This is a genomic window from Methylomicrobium agile (assembly GCF_000733855.1).
Taxonomy (GTDB): Bacteria; Pseudomonadota; Gammaproteobacteria; order Methylococcales; family Methylomonadaceae; genus Methylomicrobium; species Methylomicrobium agile.
Genome location: NZ_JPOJ01000004.1, coordinates 1 through 17,247, shown reverse-complemented (window position 1 = coordinate 17,247; position 17,247 = coordinate 1). Strand labels below are relative to the sequence as shown.

The 17,247-nt window shown below is 52.0% G+C and carries 15 protein-coding genes and 1 other annotated feature; of the genes, 3 read left to right on the top strand and 12 right to left on the bottom strand.

Translation table 11 applies throughout. The features are described 5' to 3' along the window. Positions 1–6 precede the first annotated feature (6 nt). The 6 genes from CC94_RS0120730 to CC94_RS0120705 form a co-directional block, all read right to left on the bottom strand. Positions 7–1,224 (bottom strand): PD-(D/E)XK nuclease domain-containing protein, encoded by a 1,218-nt coding sequence (locus CC94_RS0120730; protein ID WP_215731701.1) that lies wholly within the window; start codon positions 1,222–1,224, stop codon positions 7–9. Then, the gene (locus tag CC94_RS0120725; RefSeq protein ID WP_031431988.1) at positions 1,149–3,341 is read right to left on the bottom strand and encodes an argonaute/piwi family protein; all 2,193 of its coding nucleotides are present in this window, start codon (positions 3,339–3,341) and stop codon (positions 1,149–1,151) included. The genes CC94_RS0120730 and CC94_RS0120725 overlap by 76 nt, the downstream gene beginning before the upstream one ends. A gap of 282 nt (positions 3,342–3,623) precedes the next feature. After that, complete coding sequence (locus tag CC94_RS0120720) at positions 3,624–4,859, bottom strand: IS4 family transposase (protein ID WP_281174052.1); 1,236 nt, start codon at positions 4,857–4,859, stop codon at positions 3,624–3,626. Positions 4,860–5,030: 171 nt separating this feature from the next. After that, positions 5,031–6,116, bottom strand: coding sequence for a PDDEXK nuclease domain-containing protein (locus CC94_RS0120715; RefSeq protein WP_031431986.1), 1,086 nt, complete (start codon positions 6,114–6,116; stop codon positions 5,031–5,033). A 40-nt stretch (positions 6,117–6,156) separates the two neighbouring features. Continuing rightward, complete coding sequence (locus CC94_RS0120710; protein WP_031431985.1) at positions 6,157–6,432, bottom strand: WGR domain-containing protein; 276 nt, start codon at positions 6,430–6,432, stop codon at positions 6,157–6,159. Then, complete coding sequence (locus tag CC94_RS0120705) at positions 6,429–7,007, bottom strand: recombinase family protein (protein WP_031431984.1); 579 nt, start codon at positions 7,005–7,007, stop codon at positions 6,429–6,431. The genes CC94_RS0120710 and CC94_RS0120705 overlap by 4 nt, the downstream gene beginning before the upstream one ends. 436 nt (positions 7,008–7,443) lie before the next feature. On the opposite strand from CC94_RS0120705, the gene CC94_RS0120695 reads away from it, so the two are divergent. The 3 genes from CC94_RS0120695 (at position 7,444) to CC94_RS0120685 (ending at position 13,447) form a co-directional block, all read left to right on the top strand. Continuing rightward, positions 7,444–8,672 (top strand): IS3 family transposase gene (locus CC94_RS0120695; protein WP_157203448.1). Its coding sequence is split into 2 segments (ribosomal slippage): positions 7,444–7,735 and positions 7,735–8,672, totalling 1,230 coding nucleotides; the frame shifts between segments, so codons are not numbered across the junction. Then, positions 7,728–7,844, top strand: a sequence feature (AL1L pseudoknot). (Overlaps the previous gene by 117 nt.) 408 nt (positions 8,673–9,080) lie before the next feature. Then, complete coding sequence (locus CC94_RS0120690) at positions 9,081–12,986, top strand: ATP-binding protein (RefSeq protein ID WP_031431983.1); 3,906 nt, start codon at positions 9,081–9,083, stop codon at positions 12,984–12,986. Beyond that, the gene (locus CC94_RS0120685; RefSeq protein WP_031431982.1) at positions 12,983–13,447 is read left to right on the top strand and encodes a hypothetical protein; all 465 of its coding nucleotides are present in this window, start codon (positions 12,983–12,985) and stop codon (positions 13,445–13,447) included. The genes CC94_RS0120690 and CC94_RS0120685 overlap by 4 nt, the downstream gene beginning before the upstream one ends. Positions 13,448–13,617: 170 nt before the next feature. Here the strand turns inward: CC94_RS0120685 and CC94_RS0120680 are convergent, their stop codons facing one another. The 6 genes from CC94_RS0120680 to CC94_RS24015 form a co-directional block, all read right to left on the bottom strand. Then, positions 13,618–13,905 carry a type II toxin-antitoxin system RelE/ParE family toxin gene (locus CC94_RS0120680; protein WP_031431981.1) on the bottom strand — a complete coding sequence of 96 codons (288 nt, stop codon included), beginning with the start codon at positions 13,903–13,905 and terminating at the stop codon, positions 13,618–13,620. After that, positions 13,892–14,143, bottom strand: coding sequence for a ribbon-helix-helix domain-containing protein (locus CC94_RS0120675; protein WP_031431980.1), 252 nt, complete (start codon positions 14,141–14,143; stop codon positions 13,892–13,894). The genes CC94_RS0120680 and CC94_RS0120675 overlap by 14 nt, the downstream gene beginning before the upstream one ends. Positions 14,144–14,305: 162 nt before the next feature. After that, positions 14,306–14,743, bottom strand: coding sequence for a hypothetical protein (locus CC94_RS24415; RefSeq protein ID WP_051911586.1), 438 nt, complete (start codon positions 14,741–14,743; stop codon positions 14,306–14,308). Continuing rightward, entirely contained in the window at positions 14,740–15,213 is a 474-nt protein-coding gene (locus CC94_RS24410; RefSeq protein ID WP_051911585.1) for a ParB/RepB/Spo0J family partition protein, read from the bottom strand. Before CC94_RS24410 ends, CC94_RS24415 begins: the two co-directional genes overlap by 4 nt. A gap of 25 nt (positions 15,214–15,238) precedes the next feature. Then, positions 15,239–16,015, bottom strand: coding sequence for a ParA family protein (locus CC94_RS22005; RefSeq protein ID WP_157203571.1), 777 nt, complete (start codon positions 16,013–16,015; stop codon positions 15,239–15,241). Between the two features lie 685 nt (positions 16,016–16,700). Continuing rightward, a complete protein-coding gene (locus CC94_RS24015) occupies positions 16,701–16,859 on the bottom strand; it encodes a hypothetical protein (RefSeq protein ID WP_157203570.1) in 159 nt (52 codons plus the stop codon). Positions 16,860–17,247 lie beyond the last annotated feature (388 nt).

The window sequence follows — 17,247 nt, the reverse complement described above, 5'->3', positions numbered from 1 at the left end:
ATCTGGCTATATTGTCGATGGCGCGCTGATCACGACACATCCGTTGATCCCGTTAATCTTCAAGACGCCTTCCTTGAACTTCGCGTGCTCCTGCGTCGAACGCGTGCAATCCCACAGGAAGCTGACGATCTGCGCGTCCTTGTATTTCGTGTCGGCGCGATAGAGAGACGCATCTTCGGCGATCTCGCCAATGAGCGTCGGGAAGGACTTCTTCACGTCTTTCCGGTATTTGACCTCAATGATCGTATGCAGCGACGGCAGGTAGAGATCAATGCGTGGATTCTTCTGCCCGACGGGCTGTAGGTTAACTTCGTCCGCGATGTCGTTGAAGATCGGCGCGAGTAGGACATAGAGAATGTTCTGAACGTGGTATTCGTTTTCTATCAGCCACTTGACAGGTTCCGCACCTCGCGTGCGCCCCGCGTCTTCCCATGTCCACCGCTTGAGGCCGACGGTGATATGCTCCAGAAATCCCAGAAGGTCGTCGAGGCTCCAGCCTTTTGGCGGCACCACGGCCACGTCCTGATTGACCTGATCGAAGACGTAAACCATCAGGCTCAACAGCGCCGTCGAAGCGTTTTCTTGCGCCTGCGCCCGGAACTCAGCCATGAAGCGGCTGATCAGGGAAAGGCGAATCTGATGATCGTCGATTCGCTGTATCTTTCGATAGTGAAGAAAGAGAGGCACGCAAGCACTGGTATAGACGGCGGAGTCGCTGCTGCGGACATACGCAGCTATATCTTTCTCTAAGAGATTGAGATGGTCACCGCTGACCTGCTGAGCTAGAAACCCTGAAATCCAGTTCTCGAACTCCTGGGCGATGCGTGCGTCGTTCATCTGCTCGGTCAGCCATTTCACAGCCATGACGCCGAACATGTCGGAGACCCACGGGCGCGGCGTGGAGTCGATCTTGGCGGCCTGGCCGAGTAGGCGAGAGACATCCAAACTTGAAACGGCTTCGTCCAGTACGCCGAGGCCCGCAATCGCGCACCGCTGATACAAGGAGATCGTCGCAAAATCGAAGGACGGTGTCCCGTCCTTCGACAGCCCCAGAAAATGCAGAAAGGAGGATTTGAAAGGGTCGGCGTGTGCGCGCTCGCTCATCTTTCGGTGCAGATACTCGCGCAACTGGTACGCGTTTTCCTTTTCTACAGGAACCATTGGGATTGCCCGATCTTCCCGATCATCACCGAGTCGTTCCAGCCCGGAAGCTGGTTCAGCCATCCGAGATTCCGGGCGATTAGATCGGAATAGCTGATAGTCACCGGCATCGGATTGGGAAAGTAGCTGCGCCAGGAATGCGAAGCGAAGCTGTAAAGCTGGGCGCTCAGGTACGTGATGTCCTTGAAGGTCGAGTCCTTGTGAACATCAAGGATCACGCCGCGCGGATGTCCGTCTGTGTCTTGCCGCAATTCGCGCTGGCCGATCAGGTAGACAAGCATTTCGTGCTTGGAAAGCTTGAACGTCTTCCCTCGTAGTGGAGCCAGCCGTCCCTTCTGTACGCCGGCCGTCGCGCAATCGAACATATGCAGGCCATGATCCTCTGAGATTTTCAGGAAGGCGAACTCGATCTGATATTCACGGTACTTGTCGATCACGGCGCGGACGCCTTCGATCTCTTCCTTGTTGAACTTCTTGACCTGCGCATGAAAGATCAGGCGGATCGTGTCGCCTTTCTGCCAGTTCATCCGCTTCTGAATCTTTTCTATCGTCTCTCCGAGCACAGCGGTCAACGCTTCGCAGTAGGCTTCCGGCACGACCGCCTTCGAGGTATTCGAAACAATGTAGCTGCCGTCTCCGGAGAAGACGGTGGTGATGCCCATAATCCGCTGATTGTCGGCACCGCGTTCCTGCCCGATATTCGCGCTGCCGATGCCAATCACGAGTTCGTGCGAGAGAGTCGGCGAGGATTTGAGAAGCCAAGGGACGCCGCCCATCTTCGCGTAGCAGGCCAGCGCCATATTGTTGAGCGAATACCCGAGCGAATAATCGGATTGCGCAAGAAGCTCTATCGTGAAATCTTGCACCGGAATCTGATGCAGGAAGAAAAGGCTCTTGCCGAGATAGTATGGATTCTCCGTGACCTGGAGCTTCTTGAAGGACTGTCGGACCTGAACGAGTGCCAAGTCCCAGCGCCCGCCGTCATCCGCCTTCTTCCGGATAGCGGCCTGGATGGCATTCTTGTATGCGTCCACGCTGTCGGTGGCCGTCGCGAACACTTCGACGTGGCTGGTTCCGAGCACGAACTTTCCTTCAAGGCCGCTGCTGAAATACTTGCTGTTCGAAATGCCTTTCAGAAGCTTTCGGACGAACTGCTCGACGCGCCCCTTGTCGTGCTGGGCGCAGATCACGCAGATCGACGGATCGTTCCTGTCGAAGGTACGCTTCGTATAGGGGCCGTACTGAGTCAGGCCCTTCTCGGCCCAATCCTTCTCACCGTTGTCGTTGAAGATAAACACCGGCTTCTGCATCTGTCCGCAGATCTTCTGGATGTCTGGTGAGTCCTCGATCTCGATGCGCCCTCCGTCGATTAGCGGAATGGTCTTCGACTGTATGTACTTCTTAAGCGTATCAATTCGGTCCTTCTTGATCTCGCCGCCATTGAATATGGAAACGGATTGCCCGATGCGTTCGACGATTGCATCCTTCTTCGCGCCGTGAGTATACAGAATGTAATCATCGAAATTCGTCCGGCTAGCCTCAAGATAAACGTCTTTCGCATCGACCTGCACGGCCTGCCCGTCAGGCCGCGTGACATAGAGCGTTTCACCCTTACTGGCGCTCACTGATCCCAGAAGCTTTTTGTATCCGTCGTCCTGCTCGGTAACGACGTATCGGCCTACAAGATCGAAGCCGGCGTTAAGGAAGAATAGGCCGTTCTCTTTGATTACCCGGCGCGTTGTGCAGTCAATGACGAGGCATGGATGACCTTGAACAGTGCGGGTGTCGATTGAGTATTTAGCGCAGACCTTAAACGGGTACGCATCTCCAAGAATCGGGACCAGAAGATTGTCTTCCGGCTTGGTGCTCACCAGCTCGATGGGATTGAAGCCGGACGGGTTACGGCCCAGTCCAGCAAGATGCCGTGTCAATCCGTCCTTGACCAGCGAGCAGAAGATGCCTAAGTTATCCTTGAGCGCGATTGTGTGCGGTGTGCCAGATGTGGGGAATGTGCCGTCCCCCGAGAAGATCAGAATGTTGTCGCCCTGCCGGCGGAATGAGTGCGTCGATCCGTGCTTCTCGCGAAAGCCGTCCAGCGTCTCCTTGTCATAGGGGACTTGACGAGCTTCAAGCTCTACTTCGGGGATTTTTAGAGGGAATACGTTCAGGAAGACTGGCAAAATTCGATCCTTTCTTCAGTCAATACGCGCGGTTCTTGGGGCGTCTAGTAATAAAGGGTTTCTGTATATCATCTGTGATTGCAACAATGGCTGCTAAGGATCAAATCGACACTATTGAATCAGATTGGACGATAGACCGCAATGGGTCGACTTTTGCCTGTCAACGCCAATAAAATCTATCCATTACTAATGGCTGATTTTTCGGACTATGGATTTTGAGCTCATATCCTTTTTCCTGTTTGACGTCGCGTAGCCTTTGGCCCAATGCCGTTAAGTTAAGCTTCACCGGTACTGCCTTCTGGGCTTTGGAGTGATACGGTTTTTGGGTCTGGGCGCTTTCCGATCGGGACGTTTCCGCTCCAGTGTTCGGGCATAGAGGGCGATCAATTCTAGCACCTGATCGTGCGGCACGCGTTGTATCAGCCAAGCGAAGAGACGCGTTTTCAGGGACTGGAGGATATAGCTGACGTTGGGGAAATAGCGCGCGGCTTTATCTTCCGGCAAGGAGTCGTAAGCTTCCCGCGCCAGGGCTTCGGCCAGATTGACGGTGAAGATTTTGGCATGAATGTCCTGGCGTATGGATTCGGGCAATTCGCCGGTGAATTGTTCCAGGTAAAGCCGATGTTTGAGAACCTTGAAAGCTTCTTCGATATGCCAGCGGGCATGATACAGCTCGGCGAAGGCTTCAGCCGGATAGGCTTGGGCGTCGAGGAGCGAGGTGGCGAGGACTTCAATTTGACCGGTGGACAAGACCACTTTGATCAGCCGCAAGGAGACCGTGTTATCGACCAGCGTCATACCGACGGCTTGGGCTTGCCGGCGGGCATGAGCGGATACGGTTTGTTTGATCACCGTTTCGGCAAGATCGGAGCGCAGGAAGCGTTCAACGGCAGGCCATTGATTGCCGTCCATGCGGGCCAGAAAGGGCAAACCGCGTTGTTGCAACAAAGTGAACAGCCACACCGCCGGAAAGCCGCGGTCCATGATCAAAAGATCGTCGCGACCCAGGTGCGGCAGCAGGGAAACCAATAATGCCCGCTCGGCATCCTCGAAACGGCCAATCGCGGTTTTGAGCATGAGCTTTGAAGCGCAGGCGAACAGCCCCAAGGTGCGCGCCAAGACATAAGGTTGACCGGCGCTATCGGTCTGAACGCCGAATTCGGCCTGATTTTCCAGCCATGGCGGCAGGCGTAAGGTGGTCGAATCGGTGGCGATCAAACGCAAGCCACGCCAACGCGGTTCGGGCAGAAGCTCATTGAGCAAGCCGACCAGGCTATCGTTGAGCGCTTCGAAGGCCGTGGCTTTGAGTTTTTGCCGGGCTTGGGAAACGGCGCTTTTGCTCACGGCGCGTAGCGAGCCTCTGTCCAGGGTGGCGAATAGGTCGTCCAGCAAGCTTTGCAAGCTGCCCTTGAAGGCGCACAATAAAAAAGAAACGAGAACCGGAAAAGTAAGAACGCGTTGCCGGATGAAAGCTTTATCGTGTGTACGATGGGCAGCGATAAAATCGGGCGAATGCAGAAGTTTTGAAAGATGGGCGAGAATGCTGGCATGGATACTGCTAAGTCGGCTTCATTATTTGTCCTGTAATTTCAGTAAGTTAATAGAAACATTATACCACAAGTTGCTTAACTTAACGGCATTGGCCTTTGGCCGGCGCCTCTTCCCTTTTATCAAGATACTCTTTCTGAACTATTCCATATGGCCTTGTTTTGCCTCATCCGCTCTACTCAGCAATTGCGCTTGCACTTTAAGCCGTTCCAGTTCCAGTTCACGTTTCAGCTCTGCTTCGCTCGGCAGGTAAGGCAAATATTTGGCCGCAAACAGCTGCTCGCTATCGGTCAGCACCGAATATTTCACCACCGCTTCGCTTTTCTGGCTGCACAGAATCAGGCCGATCGTGGGATTATCGTCAGCCGCCCGTTGCTGTTGGTCGTAAATGCGTACATAGCTGTCCATCTGGCCGACATCCTGGTGGGTCAGTTTGCCGAGCTTCAGATCGATCAGTAAAAAACATTTCAGTTTGAAGTGATAGAACACCAGGTCGATATAAAAGTCCTGGTCTTCGGTCCGTATACGCTGCTGCCGGCCCACCAACGCGAAGCCTTTACCCAGTTCCAGCAAAAACGCCTGCAGGTTGTCGAGTAGGCCTTGTTCCAGATCGGATTCCAAAAGCCGCTGGCTGGGCAGGTTCAGGAAGTCGAGGATATAAGGATCGCGGAGATAATCCTTGGCGGATAACGCCAGTGGTTCCGTCTCGGTGATTTTTTGTTCCGCTTCGGCCTGAACCGCCGCTTTGTCCTGGCTGGACAGCAGGCGTTCGTAATAGAGCTTGCTGATTTGCCGATCCAGTGCGCGTACACTCCAGTGCTGTTGAATCGCTTCCTGTTGATACCAATTTCTGGCGTTGGCGTTTTCGACGCGCGCCAAGACATTGTAATGCGACCAACTCAATTTGAGAGACACCGTCTCCCGAATCGGAAACATCAAGTAAAAGCGGCGCATATTGCGCAGATTGCTGGCATCAAACCCCTTGCCGAATTCCGTTGTCAATTGTTCCGACAGAGCCTCCAGTTGGTGTTTGCCATAGGCCGCACGGGCTTGCCCCTGCTGTTCATGTTCGACAATGAGCCGGCCGATGTGCCAGTAACACTGTACCATCGCACTGTTCACGGCCAGCTGCACCTGCTGCCGGGATTGCTGGATAATGGCGGCGATATCGTTAAAAAGCGGAGCCAGGCCCTGGGCAACCGCTGGAGGGGTGTTTGAGGAGCTCATGGTCTGGGAATCCTGCCTGTGCAGCGCCGAGAGGGCTCGGTCATTGATCTAAATCCCCTAGGGTACGGATCTGATAGGCTACGCCGATGCGTTTTGGAGCGGATTGTCGGCGCTTAAGCGCTTTTTGCACATGCTTAAGTGCTTCATCTTCGTTATTGACGACCGTGACGATCGTTCGTCCTTTACTCCCAATCCGCCCGTAAGTGGTTTCGACGACCCAGTTGCCGAAGAGATCTTGGCCATAGGCGATCGAATAGGCGCGGTGGACGTTGTGGGTAGGATCCCGGGCTTCAAGATAGGCAACAGGTGTAATCATTGGCTGTTCTCCATCATCCCTCCTCTGCCCCCTGGCATATGCCGATACAGAGTGGAAGGAGCGACCTTGAGCCGCTTGGCGACCTCTTCCATCGTAATGTCCGGATCGGACAGCATCGCTTTGGCCGCGGCGAGGTCCTTGGCGACTAAGACCGGGGGGCGTCCGCCTTTTTTACCGCGGGCACGGGCAGCCTCCAGGCCGGCTTTCGTACGCTCGCGGATAATCGAACGCTCGAACTCGGCTAGGGCGCCGAACACATGAAACACCAATTTCCCGCCGGCGGTCGTAGTGTCGATCGCTTCAGTCAGCGAGCGGAGGCCAATACTCCGGCTTTCCAATAGCTCTACCGTTTCGATCAGTTGCTTCAGGGAACGGGCCAAACGGTCCAGTTTCCAGACCACCAGGCTGTCCCCTGCCCTGAGAGTGTCCAGCGCCGCCAACAGCTCCGGCCGATCACGCTGGGCACCGGAAGCCTTTTCGACAAACAGCTTCTCACAGCCCGCCGCCTTCAGCGCATCCAGCTGCAGGGCGGGATTCTGGTCTTGTGTGGAAACGCGGGCATAACCGACAAGCATAGCACCTCCGAAAACTCAGCCGCACTATGAGTTATTTAGAGATAAGTTTCAAGAGATATTTATAAGAATTGGAGGGATAACCGAAAGTTAGCGTTTGTGTCATTTTCAGAAGTCGACTGCACAAAATGTCAAAAGTCGATTGCACTACTTAAGATGGCCTCATTCGGCAGTGCCATGATGAGGTTGGGCTGCCTGCCTAAAAACAGTTATTCGGCTTAGAGCCAACTGCACAAGAGTGATTGTCATCGGCCAGAGCAAGCAAACCCCGTTTAACGGCAGGAGTGAATCTGGTTCCATGTCTAAGCCTCATTCTTGTGCAGAGGACTACTGATTTGTGAGTGCTCAGTAGTCCTCTGCACAATGCGGTTCTAAGCCAATGAAATGGTGAACCGCCCCGGGTTTTCAGGAGGCTCTAACTTTATGAGAAGATAGAGCAATGAAAGAGAAAACCACCAAGCACTATTCACCAGAAATTCAAGAGCGGGCGATTCGCATGGTGCGCGAGCATCAGGGCGAATACACTTCAGAATGGGCTGCAATTCAGTCGATCGCCGGCAAGCTCGGTTGTACGGCGGAAACGCTTCGCCGCTGGATCAGGCAGTCACAAAAAGCCAGCGGTGATACACAGGAGCCGGCCGGCAGTGAATCGGAACGCATCAAAGCATTGGAACGGGAAGTCCGTGAATTGCGGCAGGCCAACGAGATTCTACGCAAGGCGTCGGCTTATTTTGCCCAGGCGGAGCTCGACCGCCCATTCAAACGATGAAAGCCTTTATTGATGAACATCGCAATGTTTACGGGGTCGAGCCGATCTGCAAAGTCTTGCCGATTGCCCCGTCGACCTATTACCTTCATGCGGCACGTCGGGCCAAGCCTGAGCTGCGCTCTGCCCGCAGCCAGCGCGATGAAGCGCTGAGCCTTCAGATTCGTCGGGTCTGGGAAGAAAACTTCCAAACCTACGGCGCGCGTAAAGTGTGGCGTCAGTTGCAGCGCGAAGGCTTCTCGTTGGCTCGATGCACGGTCGAGCGCCTCATGCGACAACTGGGGCTCAAAGGCATTATGCGGGGTAAAACTGTCAAAACCACCATTAGCAACTCCAACGCAGTTTGTCCGCTGGATCGCGTTAACCGCCAATTCAATGCCGAGCGTCCGAATGCGCTATGGGTCGCCGATTTTACCTATGTCAAAACCTGGCAAGGCTTTGTGTATGTCGCTTTCGTGGTCGATGTCTTTGCCCGCTACATCGTCGGCTGGAAAGTCTCCGCTTCTGCACAGACCGATTTTGTCCTGGATGCCTTGGAACAGGCTTTGTCTGATCGTCGGCCAGCAAGGGATGGCGGTCTGATTCATCACAGTGACCGCGGCGTGCAGTACGTGTCGATCCGTTATACTGAGCGTTTGGCAGAAGCCGGTGTTGAGGCGTCGGTCGGCAGTGTAGGAGACTCTTATGACAATGCCCTGGCCGAGACTATCAATGGCTTATATAAAGCCGAGGTCATTCATCGGCAATCCTGGAAAAACCGCGAAGCCGTCGAACTGGCCACTTTGACTTGGGTCAATTGGTTTAACCATCAACGACTGCTAGGACCGATTGGTAATATGCCTCCCGCTGAAGCCGAGGCAAGGTATTATCAACAACTTTATGAGTCTGCTATCGCGGCATGACTCACAACAATCAGCCTCCGACAAACCCGGGGCGGTTCATGGTGCAGTCGACTTCTGATAATGACAACATCATGATTCCCCGAACTTGGGAATCCAGCACCTTATGTTTTTAGATCCCCGCTTTCGCAGGAGCGACAACATTGAATTAATCACTGCTTCCTTAGTAGTGCTTTTCCATCTATCATTATCTCGTATGGAACGGCAATGACTAGAGGGATAAACACCTTTCCCATTTATAGCTGATCGCTACTCCCAGAAGAAGTACGGTGTGCTTCCTCACAAGTATTTTCAGCACCGACCAACAAAACGATAGCCCCGTGACTTTGACCCGAAAGGGCACCGCAGTGGTCGAGTGAACCCTCGTGTTCGACTACATCGATCTTAAAGGAAGACAATTAGGTTTATTTTATGGCATTGTTCGTTTATACCACTCAGGAATGCACAGAAGACGCTCTCCGATATGCGTTATCAGATGAGCTCGAGCGTTTTAAGGAGCGAGTTGAGAAATCTCAGAGTACCAGCCAATTCGATCCGTTTCCACCACCTTATCTAGTCAAAAAGAAGTTTGGAGGGCGACAAGGTCGTTTGATTGCTGATCTTCGTATCCAGGGCGACCACGCAGTGATTGTATTTCTAGCGATCATGATCCGTGGAGACCGAGATTATGAGGACTATTTCGCAGTAGATCCAGTCGGTTACGGGAAACAGCATTTTAGCTGCCGGGTCTCCGATGAGCAGTTGGCCGAATACATTAACGAACGAACGAGAGTAGAGTCCCCCCCAACCAAACCCGAGCCGACTACGGTGGAATATGGATTTCTTTATGAGGCGTTTGCCCACCGCCAAAGCTCTGCTGAGGAGGACATGGTTTACGAGACAATCGAATGGAAAGATGCTGTGGCGGAAGAGAGAGTCGCAAACCAGCTTGTCCGTTTTGCCCAACCCTGTCTCAATGCGTTATCGCAAGAGTCAGGCGTTCATTTTCTGAAAATCCCGGATAAATCCGGCTGGGGTTTATGGTTTCATCGGAGTCAAGGCCGGGTGCTGTTAATCACCCCCGTCACAGATACCACGAGCGCGAAAGCAGAGAAGATCGTGGAAAAATACCGCGGGCAACTCGAAAGCGGGCATTTAACACACATCATCCGTTCTAGCCGACGAGCCTATCCGGCTTACATGCTCGCGGATGAGGAAACGTGGGTGGAGATTGAGAAGGAACCCGTTGCCAACATGGCACTTTCACCTGAGGAGTCCGATGTCTTGCTTAGTGTGCGTCGGACAGAGGGGGCGTTTCCTCTGTTCGTAAACGGTCGTGCTGGAAGCGGCAAGTCCACCATCTTGCAATATCTTTTTGCGGATCTGCTTTTCTATTACTTGAGCACACCGGCGGCCCAATTGATTGCACCTCCCGTGTACTTGACAGCAAACGGAGAACTACTGCGCGTCGCGCGGAGTTTTATCGAGCGTATCCTGCGTAACGAGGCCACCTTTCGAGGAAGTGGATCGGCTAGTTTGGTCGATGATAATCGAGAGATTCTCGACGAGGCATTCCGGGAATTTCAACCCCACCTGCTCTCAATGGTTGATGCGCGAACTAGGCAGGAACAATTCGCACTATCCCGCCGGGTGGACTATTCACAGTTCCGTAAACTATGGACGGAATGGTTTGGAATGGATCGTACTGCTGCGCGGGAATTTGGGCCAGATATTTCTTGGCACATCATCCGCAGCTACATCAAAGGTATGCTTTCAGAGACCGTGATGGATCCCGACGACTATGAGCAATTACCGGAGAACCAGATCACGGTGACTCGGCAGACATTCCAAACAGTTTTCGAGCGGGTCTGGGAAGGGCGGTACTCAAAAATAGCCGAAGCCAAAGGGCTGTGGGACGACCAAGATCTGGCTCGGTTTATCCTCGACAACGATTTGGCAAAACCGGCAAGTCCTGCGGTTCTTTGTGACGAAGCGCAAGATTTTACCCGGATTGAACTAGAACTGCTTTTGCGTCTCAACTTGTTCTCGAACCGAGCAGTGCCACCCCACGATCTGAGCCGAGTGCCTTTCGCCTTTGCAGGTGACCAATTTCAAACTTTGAATCCAACCGGTTTTCGCTGGGACGCTATCAAGGCTTCCTTCGTCGAGAAGTTCATTCGGGCGCTCGATCCAAGTGGACTCTCTGGTAGGACGGAACTCAACTATCGGGAACTTCACTACAATTACCGCTCCACTCCTCCCATTGTCCGCTTCAGCAACGGGGTTCAGGCGCTGCGGTCGGCGCTTTTTAAAATGCCGGAATTACGCCCACAAACCCCGTGGGCTTTGCCGCAGGGCGTATTTCCCGTGGTTTGGTTCAACTCGGGAGATTCCTCCTTCTGGAAGAGGTTCAAAGAGGCAGACTCGTTCGTCGTCATTGTTCCCTGCAACGAAGGAGAAGAGGCTCAGTTTGTTCGGGACGATCCTATCCTCAGACAACACATTCGCATGGAGGATGAAATTCCACAAAACGTATTGAGCGCAGCCCGAGCAAAAGGCCGAGAGTATCAGGTCGTGGTTGTTTACGGCTTCGGAGGAGTGGCGCCAAGGAATTTAATGGAATTAATGGATTCCACCCATGGCGGTGATGAGGCAACAAAGGATCACTCGCTGCCGTTTCAATATTTCATCAATCGCCTCTACGTGGCGGTCAGTCGTCCCAAACAGCGTTTGATCATTGTAGACGACGAGTCCGGGATAAATGCTCTCTGGGAGTTTGCGAACCGAGAAGAGGTCACCAGGCGGGTCATTGATGCGGCAAATCGTGGCCGCACTGTGTGGAATGCTGATCCAGAAGACGAAAATGCCCCCGCTGTCGAGGGCATGACGATGGGCAAAGTGGAGGATCTAACCCGCGAGAGTGCGGGTGATCCGATAGACAACGCTAAGACTTTTGAGGAAGACGGTAGGGCAAGGAAGGATGCGTTTCTTCTACGGCAAGCGGCCCTTGCCTATCGGAGCGCCGGTGATTCCACCAAAGCCACTGAGTGTCGTGCACGTGCGCTGGAATTGGAGGGCGATCACCTCGCCGCAGCTGAGGCCTATTTAGATGCTGGGTTCGTAGTTCCCGAAGCTGTGCAGTGCTTCTGGAAAGTGGGAAAGACGGGCTGGCAGCGACTCACCGAATTAGGAAAACTGAATGCGAGCGTGGCTAGGGAGACAGAATTTAAATATGCGCTGGCGATCCTAGACACGAGTGTGTCGTCAAGCCGGGGAATCGAGCTTCTTGAAGAGTTGGCAGCCCGCCTTTCGGAAACTTCCTTTGCGGCGTATGTGTCTTCCGAAAACGCATGGCGCGACGGGATCAATACCATCATCGACAATGTCCGGAATGACGCTTCCCTTACGATGGCCGGAACACTGGAGCACGTGCTCGAAAAGATTGAAGCGTGCGGCATTGCTCAGCTTGACCGGAAAATGGCGGAAGTCCACTTCCGTGCGGGAAGCCTGCAAAAAGCAGTGCAACGATGGGAAAAAGCCGGAGAAACTAAATCGGATGAATATTTAAAAGCGAAAGCGGCTATCGAGCCATATCCGGGAAAGCTTGCAGCTTTGATGAAGGTCGGGGCGTTTGTCGAAATCATCCAGGAGTTTGAAGCTCGCACCAATACAGACCTTGATTCTGCGCAATGGAGTAACATCTCGTTGGCGTATCTCCAGTGCAATCGCTTAAACGATGCGCTTGATGCTGCGTGGAAATCGCAGAATGCCACTGTAATAAGACGAATTGCACTCAAGGCGATATCGGAAGGCGAAGCCCAAACAGCGATTCGAGCACTGCATGGCACAGTGATCGCGATGGTTGGAAACGGAGAGTGGGAACCATTGGCCAAGTTCGCGTCAACTCTGGATTTCTCTCCTGATTCCAACTGGTCCGAAGATGCGGTCCGCGAACTGGTCGAGAGCCATGCAGACGAACTTCAATGCACACTTGTGTCTGCCTTAGCCCGATCAGATGCGTTTCCTGAATTGCCTGGACACCTTCAGCGACAACTTAGCGAATTCTTGCGGCGTTTTTTGCGCGTCAAAGAAGGGCGATGGCGTCCTTTTGTCTCGGCAGAGGAAGCAGGCGCCGCCATCGAGCGCGGCGGCAAGTTCACCGACGCTCTTCCATTCTATGAAGCTGTCACCAAGGAATCCCTCTTCTCTGAGGAACAGAAACAGTTTGCCCGCCTCAGGTGGATCATCTGCAAGAATAGACAGCTTGAATATGAGCGCGAGCAGGCGGGCAAAGCCGTCGGGCTTCCGAGATCCAGCGTGAACTTTCCGAAGCAATGAAGCGCCTCGGAATTGAGCGGGTTACTGACCTCCCTAAATACCCAGAGCTCGCAGAAATTGAAAAACCAACCAACTCATTAGTTCAAATACCAGAATCCAAACCTGAAACGCCGCTTCATCTTCCTTCAGAGGTTCTGGAGGCAGACACAATGTTCGGTGTTGCCGCAGTGAAGCAAATCGAACTAGCTGGCCGTGTTGCCGTAAAAGTCGGCGATTTTAATATAGAATTGTCTCGACAGATTGGTCGCTGCAACTTCAAAAATGAGCAAACAATGCAGACGGCATTCTTTAATATCCGTGAAGGTCAACCTGGAGGTGAAAAGACATGGCAAGTAATATCTCCTATTGAATGGGGCTGCGAGGATTGGAAAATCCGGCTTTCCCATTCTGGTGCTAAACTGAAAATATCGTTCGATGATCTGGGAGTGAGCCTATCTATCGACCAACCGCTTAATTCTTAAATCATCAGATCTGCACAAATTCGAGTAGAAGTGAAAGTCAAGAACGCGCGGCAGATTGGGCCGAATACTTTTCAGATAGCTCGGATGCTTATTTTGCCAGGTGTTTTATCTATCAAAAACGGCCGTTTTTGGGAGAAGAGGGAAGGGAGACAAAATATAGCGAGTGGTGCTTACAGCCAATCTTCTGTATCCTGACGCCCTAATATAGCCATAATCTCAACCATATCGTCATTGATCCGGTAATAAATGCTATCGGTTCCATACACACTACGCCTATATCCTTCTCGAATATGGTCAACAGCCTGAAATAAATAGGGGTGATCAGCAATTTGATCTAAGCGTTCAAGAATGCCCCTATGATATTGATCGGCTCTCTGACTTCCGTGCATTTTAACGCCGTACAGCCAGATTCTCTTCAAATCAGCGCGGGCTTTTCGGGTGAGTTTATAAGAGCCCATCTTGCCGTGCTTCTTCCTTGAAGTTGGCTAATAAATCTTCCGGTTTCTCGTCGGTGAACCCGCTTTGCTCAGCCTTAATCAGTTCAGCGCGAACATGTTCGAGCTCAAGCTGCTGCCTCCGCGCCCGCCGGATTAAGTCATTAATCACTTCGCTCTTACTGCTGTATTCTGCACTTGCGACTTGAGCCTTCAGCCATTCGTCATTTGGCTCTGATACGGATATGCTTTGTCTCACCATGGCGCGACCTCTCAAAAAATCTACGATACACCAATATTACACCATATATGCACCACAGAAAACAAAAAACAGAATCCTAAAATTTGCGGTATATCGGAGGTCAGAGTCCGATCAAACTTCCCTTGCTGTCAATATTAACGGCAACAAATGTGTAGCAAGTTGCTACACTTCGGCCAGTTCTCCCTCGATCAATTTTTCCAGAAAATCCTTCAGTTTCTGTTCCTGTTCGGAGTTCAGCGTCTTCGCGTTCAATTTAACAGTGATGTGCTTTTCGGTCCAGGCAATGTTGCCCACCTTTTTGCCATCCCGGATCAGATTACGCGAATTTTGAATATGGCTATCCTTTTCCTCATGGCCTTTCAGCTTACGTGTGGCGAAAGCAGCAATTTTAGTTTGATCCAGCTCATTCTCCAGCAACAACGCCCAGGCCTCGGCTAAGTAGGCATTGAATGATGGCAAATGGCCGCATTGCTTCAAAAGTCGCTTGATGTCGCTCGCAGCCGATCTTGAAAGCAATCTGGGATTTGTGTTTAGGTCGGAAATGATAAATTGCGGCAGGTCGTCGTAGGCATAATATCGGTACATATCCTCACGGTTCATACCCAACGACTCGGCCAGTTCTTTTTGGTCGGGAAGGCATTCTCGATCTGCTTCAACGCCAGGCCGATTTCGTAATCGCTCAGATCCTCCCGGTCGACATTCTCCGCCAGCGCGAAGACGGCCATGTCGCTGTCAGATATGCTGGTTACCAAAGCTTCGATAGTGTGTTTATGCAGCTGCTTATGAGCACGCCAACGCCGCTCGCCAGCGGCGATTTGGTAGCGGTCATCAATCTTGCGTACCAGGATAGGCTCCAACAAGCCAAGCTCGGAAATCGATTGCGCGAGTTGGTCGAGCTCCTGCTGGGGAAAGATGCGACGCGGCTGATAGGGATTTGGATCGATTTTATCGACAGGAATGAGGATGTGCTCCTTGCCTTCTTCGAAATTCGCGTCTTGAGCCGCCAAAGCATGCCGCTGGGTGTTTTGTTGCAGCTTCTGCTCCAACATTTTTTTCAAGTCTTTGCTCATGCTTGATCAGCTCCTGCAGCTAGATTCAATTGCTTGGCGATAATTTCTGCCAAGCTCCGAAATTCACGTGAAATTTGGCCGTCCGATCCAAGGCGTGCAGGCTCATTTGAGCGATCGCCGACTGATTGACCTTAGTGCTGGTCGGTATACGAACATCGATCAATTTGCCGATCTGATCTTTGGCAGAGGCCTCGATCAGTTTGCAGACCGTCTGCCTCTCGTCGTGTCGAACCAGAAGAGCGCCGATCAATTCGAGTTCGGGATTAATGCGTTTGATTTTCTCGACGAGTTTCATCAAATCGGTGACTCCATACATACCGTACTGCGAACCCGATTCGATCGGGATGATCAAGTGCGTGGCCGCAGCTAAAGCATTACTGGTCAGCAGCTTGAGGCTTGGCGGACAATCGATCAGGATGACGTCATAAATGCCATGCAGGGGCTTGATCTTGTCGCGGAGCTCTTCCGAAGGACGCGGCACATCGTCCTTCAATTCGTCTTCGGTTTTGCCGAGAGCCAGTGACCCGTATATCAGTGAAACGCCGTCGATATTGGTATCGTCGTGGATGGATTGCGGCAGCTTCTCGATTTCTGACAGCAACAGCTCTGCGCAGGTGATAGGGACTTCGCTCGGGTGCTTTTTGCCGATGTGAAGGCTCGCGTTGGCTTGCGGATCGAGATCGATTATCAGGACAGAGAGCCCCATTCGGGCCAACTCGGCCGAAAGATTGACGACCGTGGTTGTTTTCCCGCAGCCACCCTTATGATTGGCAACGGCGATGACAGATGTTTTTTTTGCCATTTGTGCACGATGTTTAGTTTTTCGTGATCAGTATAACTAACACATACGACAATGAAAACACATTTATTCTGTAAAAAAGAGCTTATCTTCTTAGTAATATGAAGTATTTTCTCAGATCATTCGTTAATCTTGGTTGGGATATATCTATTTTTCAGACCCGTTTGTAATCTATGACCATCAAAGTCGTTTGTATTTTGTCGGCATAGATACACTTTCTACAGCTATTGATGTGTAGCAAGTTGCTACATTTTACAAGCACATTGTCGCCTTCGAAGGAGAGCAATCAAAAAGAAGATGTTCTCTCTGAACTTTAGAAATCCTTCATAAGAGTTTTTCAGCCATAGCAAGGGTAAAACAAAGTTTCGGGAAACCGTTAAGCCCTGAATCTGTGGTACTGGTAAAAAAACACGGCTTGCTCACTCTTGGCGTCGACCAATAAAGCAAAACACGCCTGAGTCGTTTTTAATTCCAGTGGCAGCGGAACCTCGCAGAGCAGGATGCCCGTTGAGTACCGGCAGGTGCGAATCAAGGAAGTGAAGTGATTGCTCCGGCTTTGCCGGTGCTAGCACTTCACATATCCTGCCCGCCTTTCAGCATGGTTTTCTGTGGGGGTGCAGCTTTGCAATCCGATGGCATACCTATGAGACCCACGCAGACAATAGAAAAAACAGCGAAATCCAGGAATTTAACGCGTTTCCTGACCAGTATTCCGCACGAAATACACGCGAAATACAGCGATTTCTTTTTCCAGCGCCACTTTCAGCTCCGCCGCTTTCCCGATGCCGACCGGGCCGGACAGGATCGCATACTTGCCCTTCCGGATTTCGGCTACCAGGTCGACCACCAGGGCCTCCCTCTCCATCACAACCCAGCAATCTCATCCCTATTTACTTTTCCCACGGCAAAGTATTACTATTAAAGTATTACTTTTTCACCGATCAACAGTACCGAAGCGATCCTCGAAGAGAATTCTTTAACCGCTGGCCATCGGTGCCGATGCGCGGTTTCCGAGGCTGCGGCGAATGATGAAATCATGGAATAAATATGTTTGGGGGGAAATCAGCAATTTGTGGCAATAAGACAATCACTTATTGATCTGTCTGCCAGGCGTCATCTTTTCAAGATAAGCAACCCATTCAAGACGCGTATCTTTGTGCAAATCCTGCCAGCGGACCGTCCGGGATAGGCCGCTCTATAAGCTGCAATAGCTTTGCGTTCCAAATCCTTTACCC

What these genes read in the sequence shown, in the direction of transcription:
- CC94_RS0120715 (WP_031431986.1), bottom strand. Translation starts at nt 6,116, where the DNA reads ATGAGCTCCTCAAACACCCCTCCAGCGGTTGCCCAGGGCCTGGCTCCG.
- CC94_RS0120730 (WP_215731701.1), bottom strand. Translation starts at nt 1,224, where the DNA reads ATGGCTGAACCAGCTTCCGGGCTGGAACGACTCGGTGATGATCGGGAA.
- CC94_RS0120685 (WP_031431982.1), top strand. Translation starts at nt 12,983, where the DNA reads ATGAAGCGCCTCGGAATTGAGCGGGTTACTGACCTCCCTAAATACCCA.
- CC94_RS0120710 (WP_031431985.1), bottom strand. Translation starts at nt 6,432, where the DNA reads ATGATTACACCTGTTGCCTATCTTGAAGCCCGGGATCCTACCCACAAC.
- CC94_RS24415 (WP_051911586.1), bottom strand. Translation starts at nt 14,743, where the DNA reads ATGAACCGTGAGGATATGTACCGATATTATGCCTACGACGACCTGCCG.
- CC94_RS22005 (WP_157203571.1), bottom strand. Translation starts at nt 16,015, where the DNA reads ATGGCAAAAAAAACATCTGTCATCGCCGTTGCCAATCATAAGGGTGGC.
- CC94_RS0120705 (WP_031431984.1), bottom strand. Translation starts at nt 7,007, where the DNA reads ATGCTTGTCGGTTATGCCCGCGTTTCCACACAAGACCAGAATCCCGCC.
- CC94_RS0120690 (WP_031431983.1), top strand. Translation starts at nt 9,081, where the DNA reads ATGGCATTGTTCGTTTATACCACTCAGGAATGCACAGAAGACGCTCTC.
- CC94_RS0120675 (WP_031431980.1), bottom strand. Translation starts at nt 14,143, where the DNA reads ATGGTGAGACAAAGCATATCCGTATCAGAGCCAAATGACGAATGGCTG.
- CC94_RS24410 (WP_051911585.1), bottom strand. Translation starts at nt 15,213, where the DNA reads ATGAGCAAAGACTTGAAAAAAATGTTGGAGCAGAAGCTGCAACAAAAC.
- CC94_RS0120680 (WP_031431981.1), bottom strand. Translation starts at nt 13,905, where the DNA reads ATGGGCTCTTATAAACTCACCCGAAAAGCCCGCGCTGATTTGAAGAGA.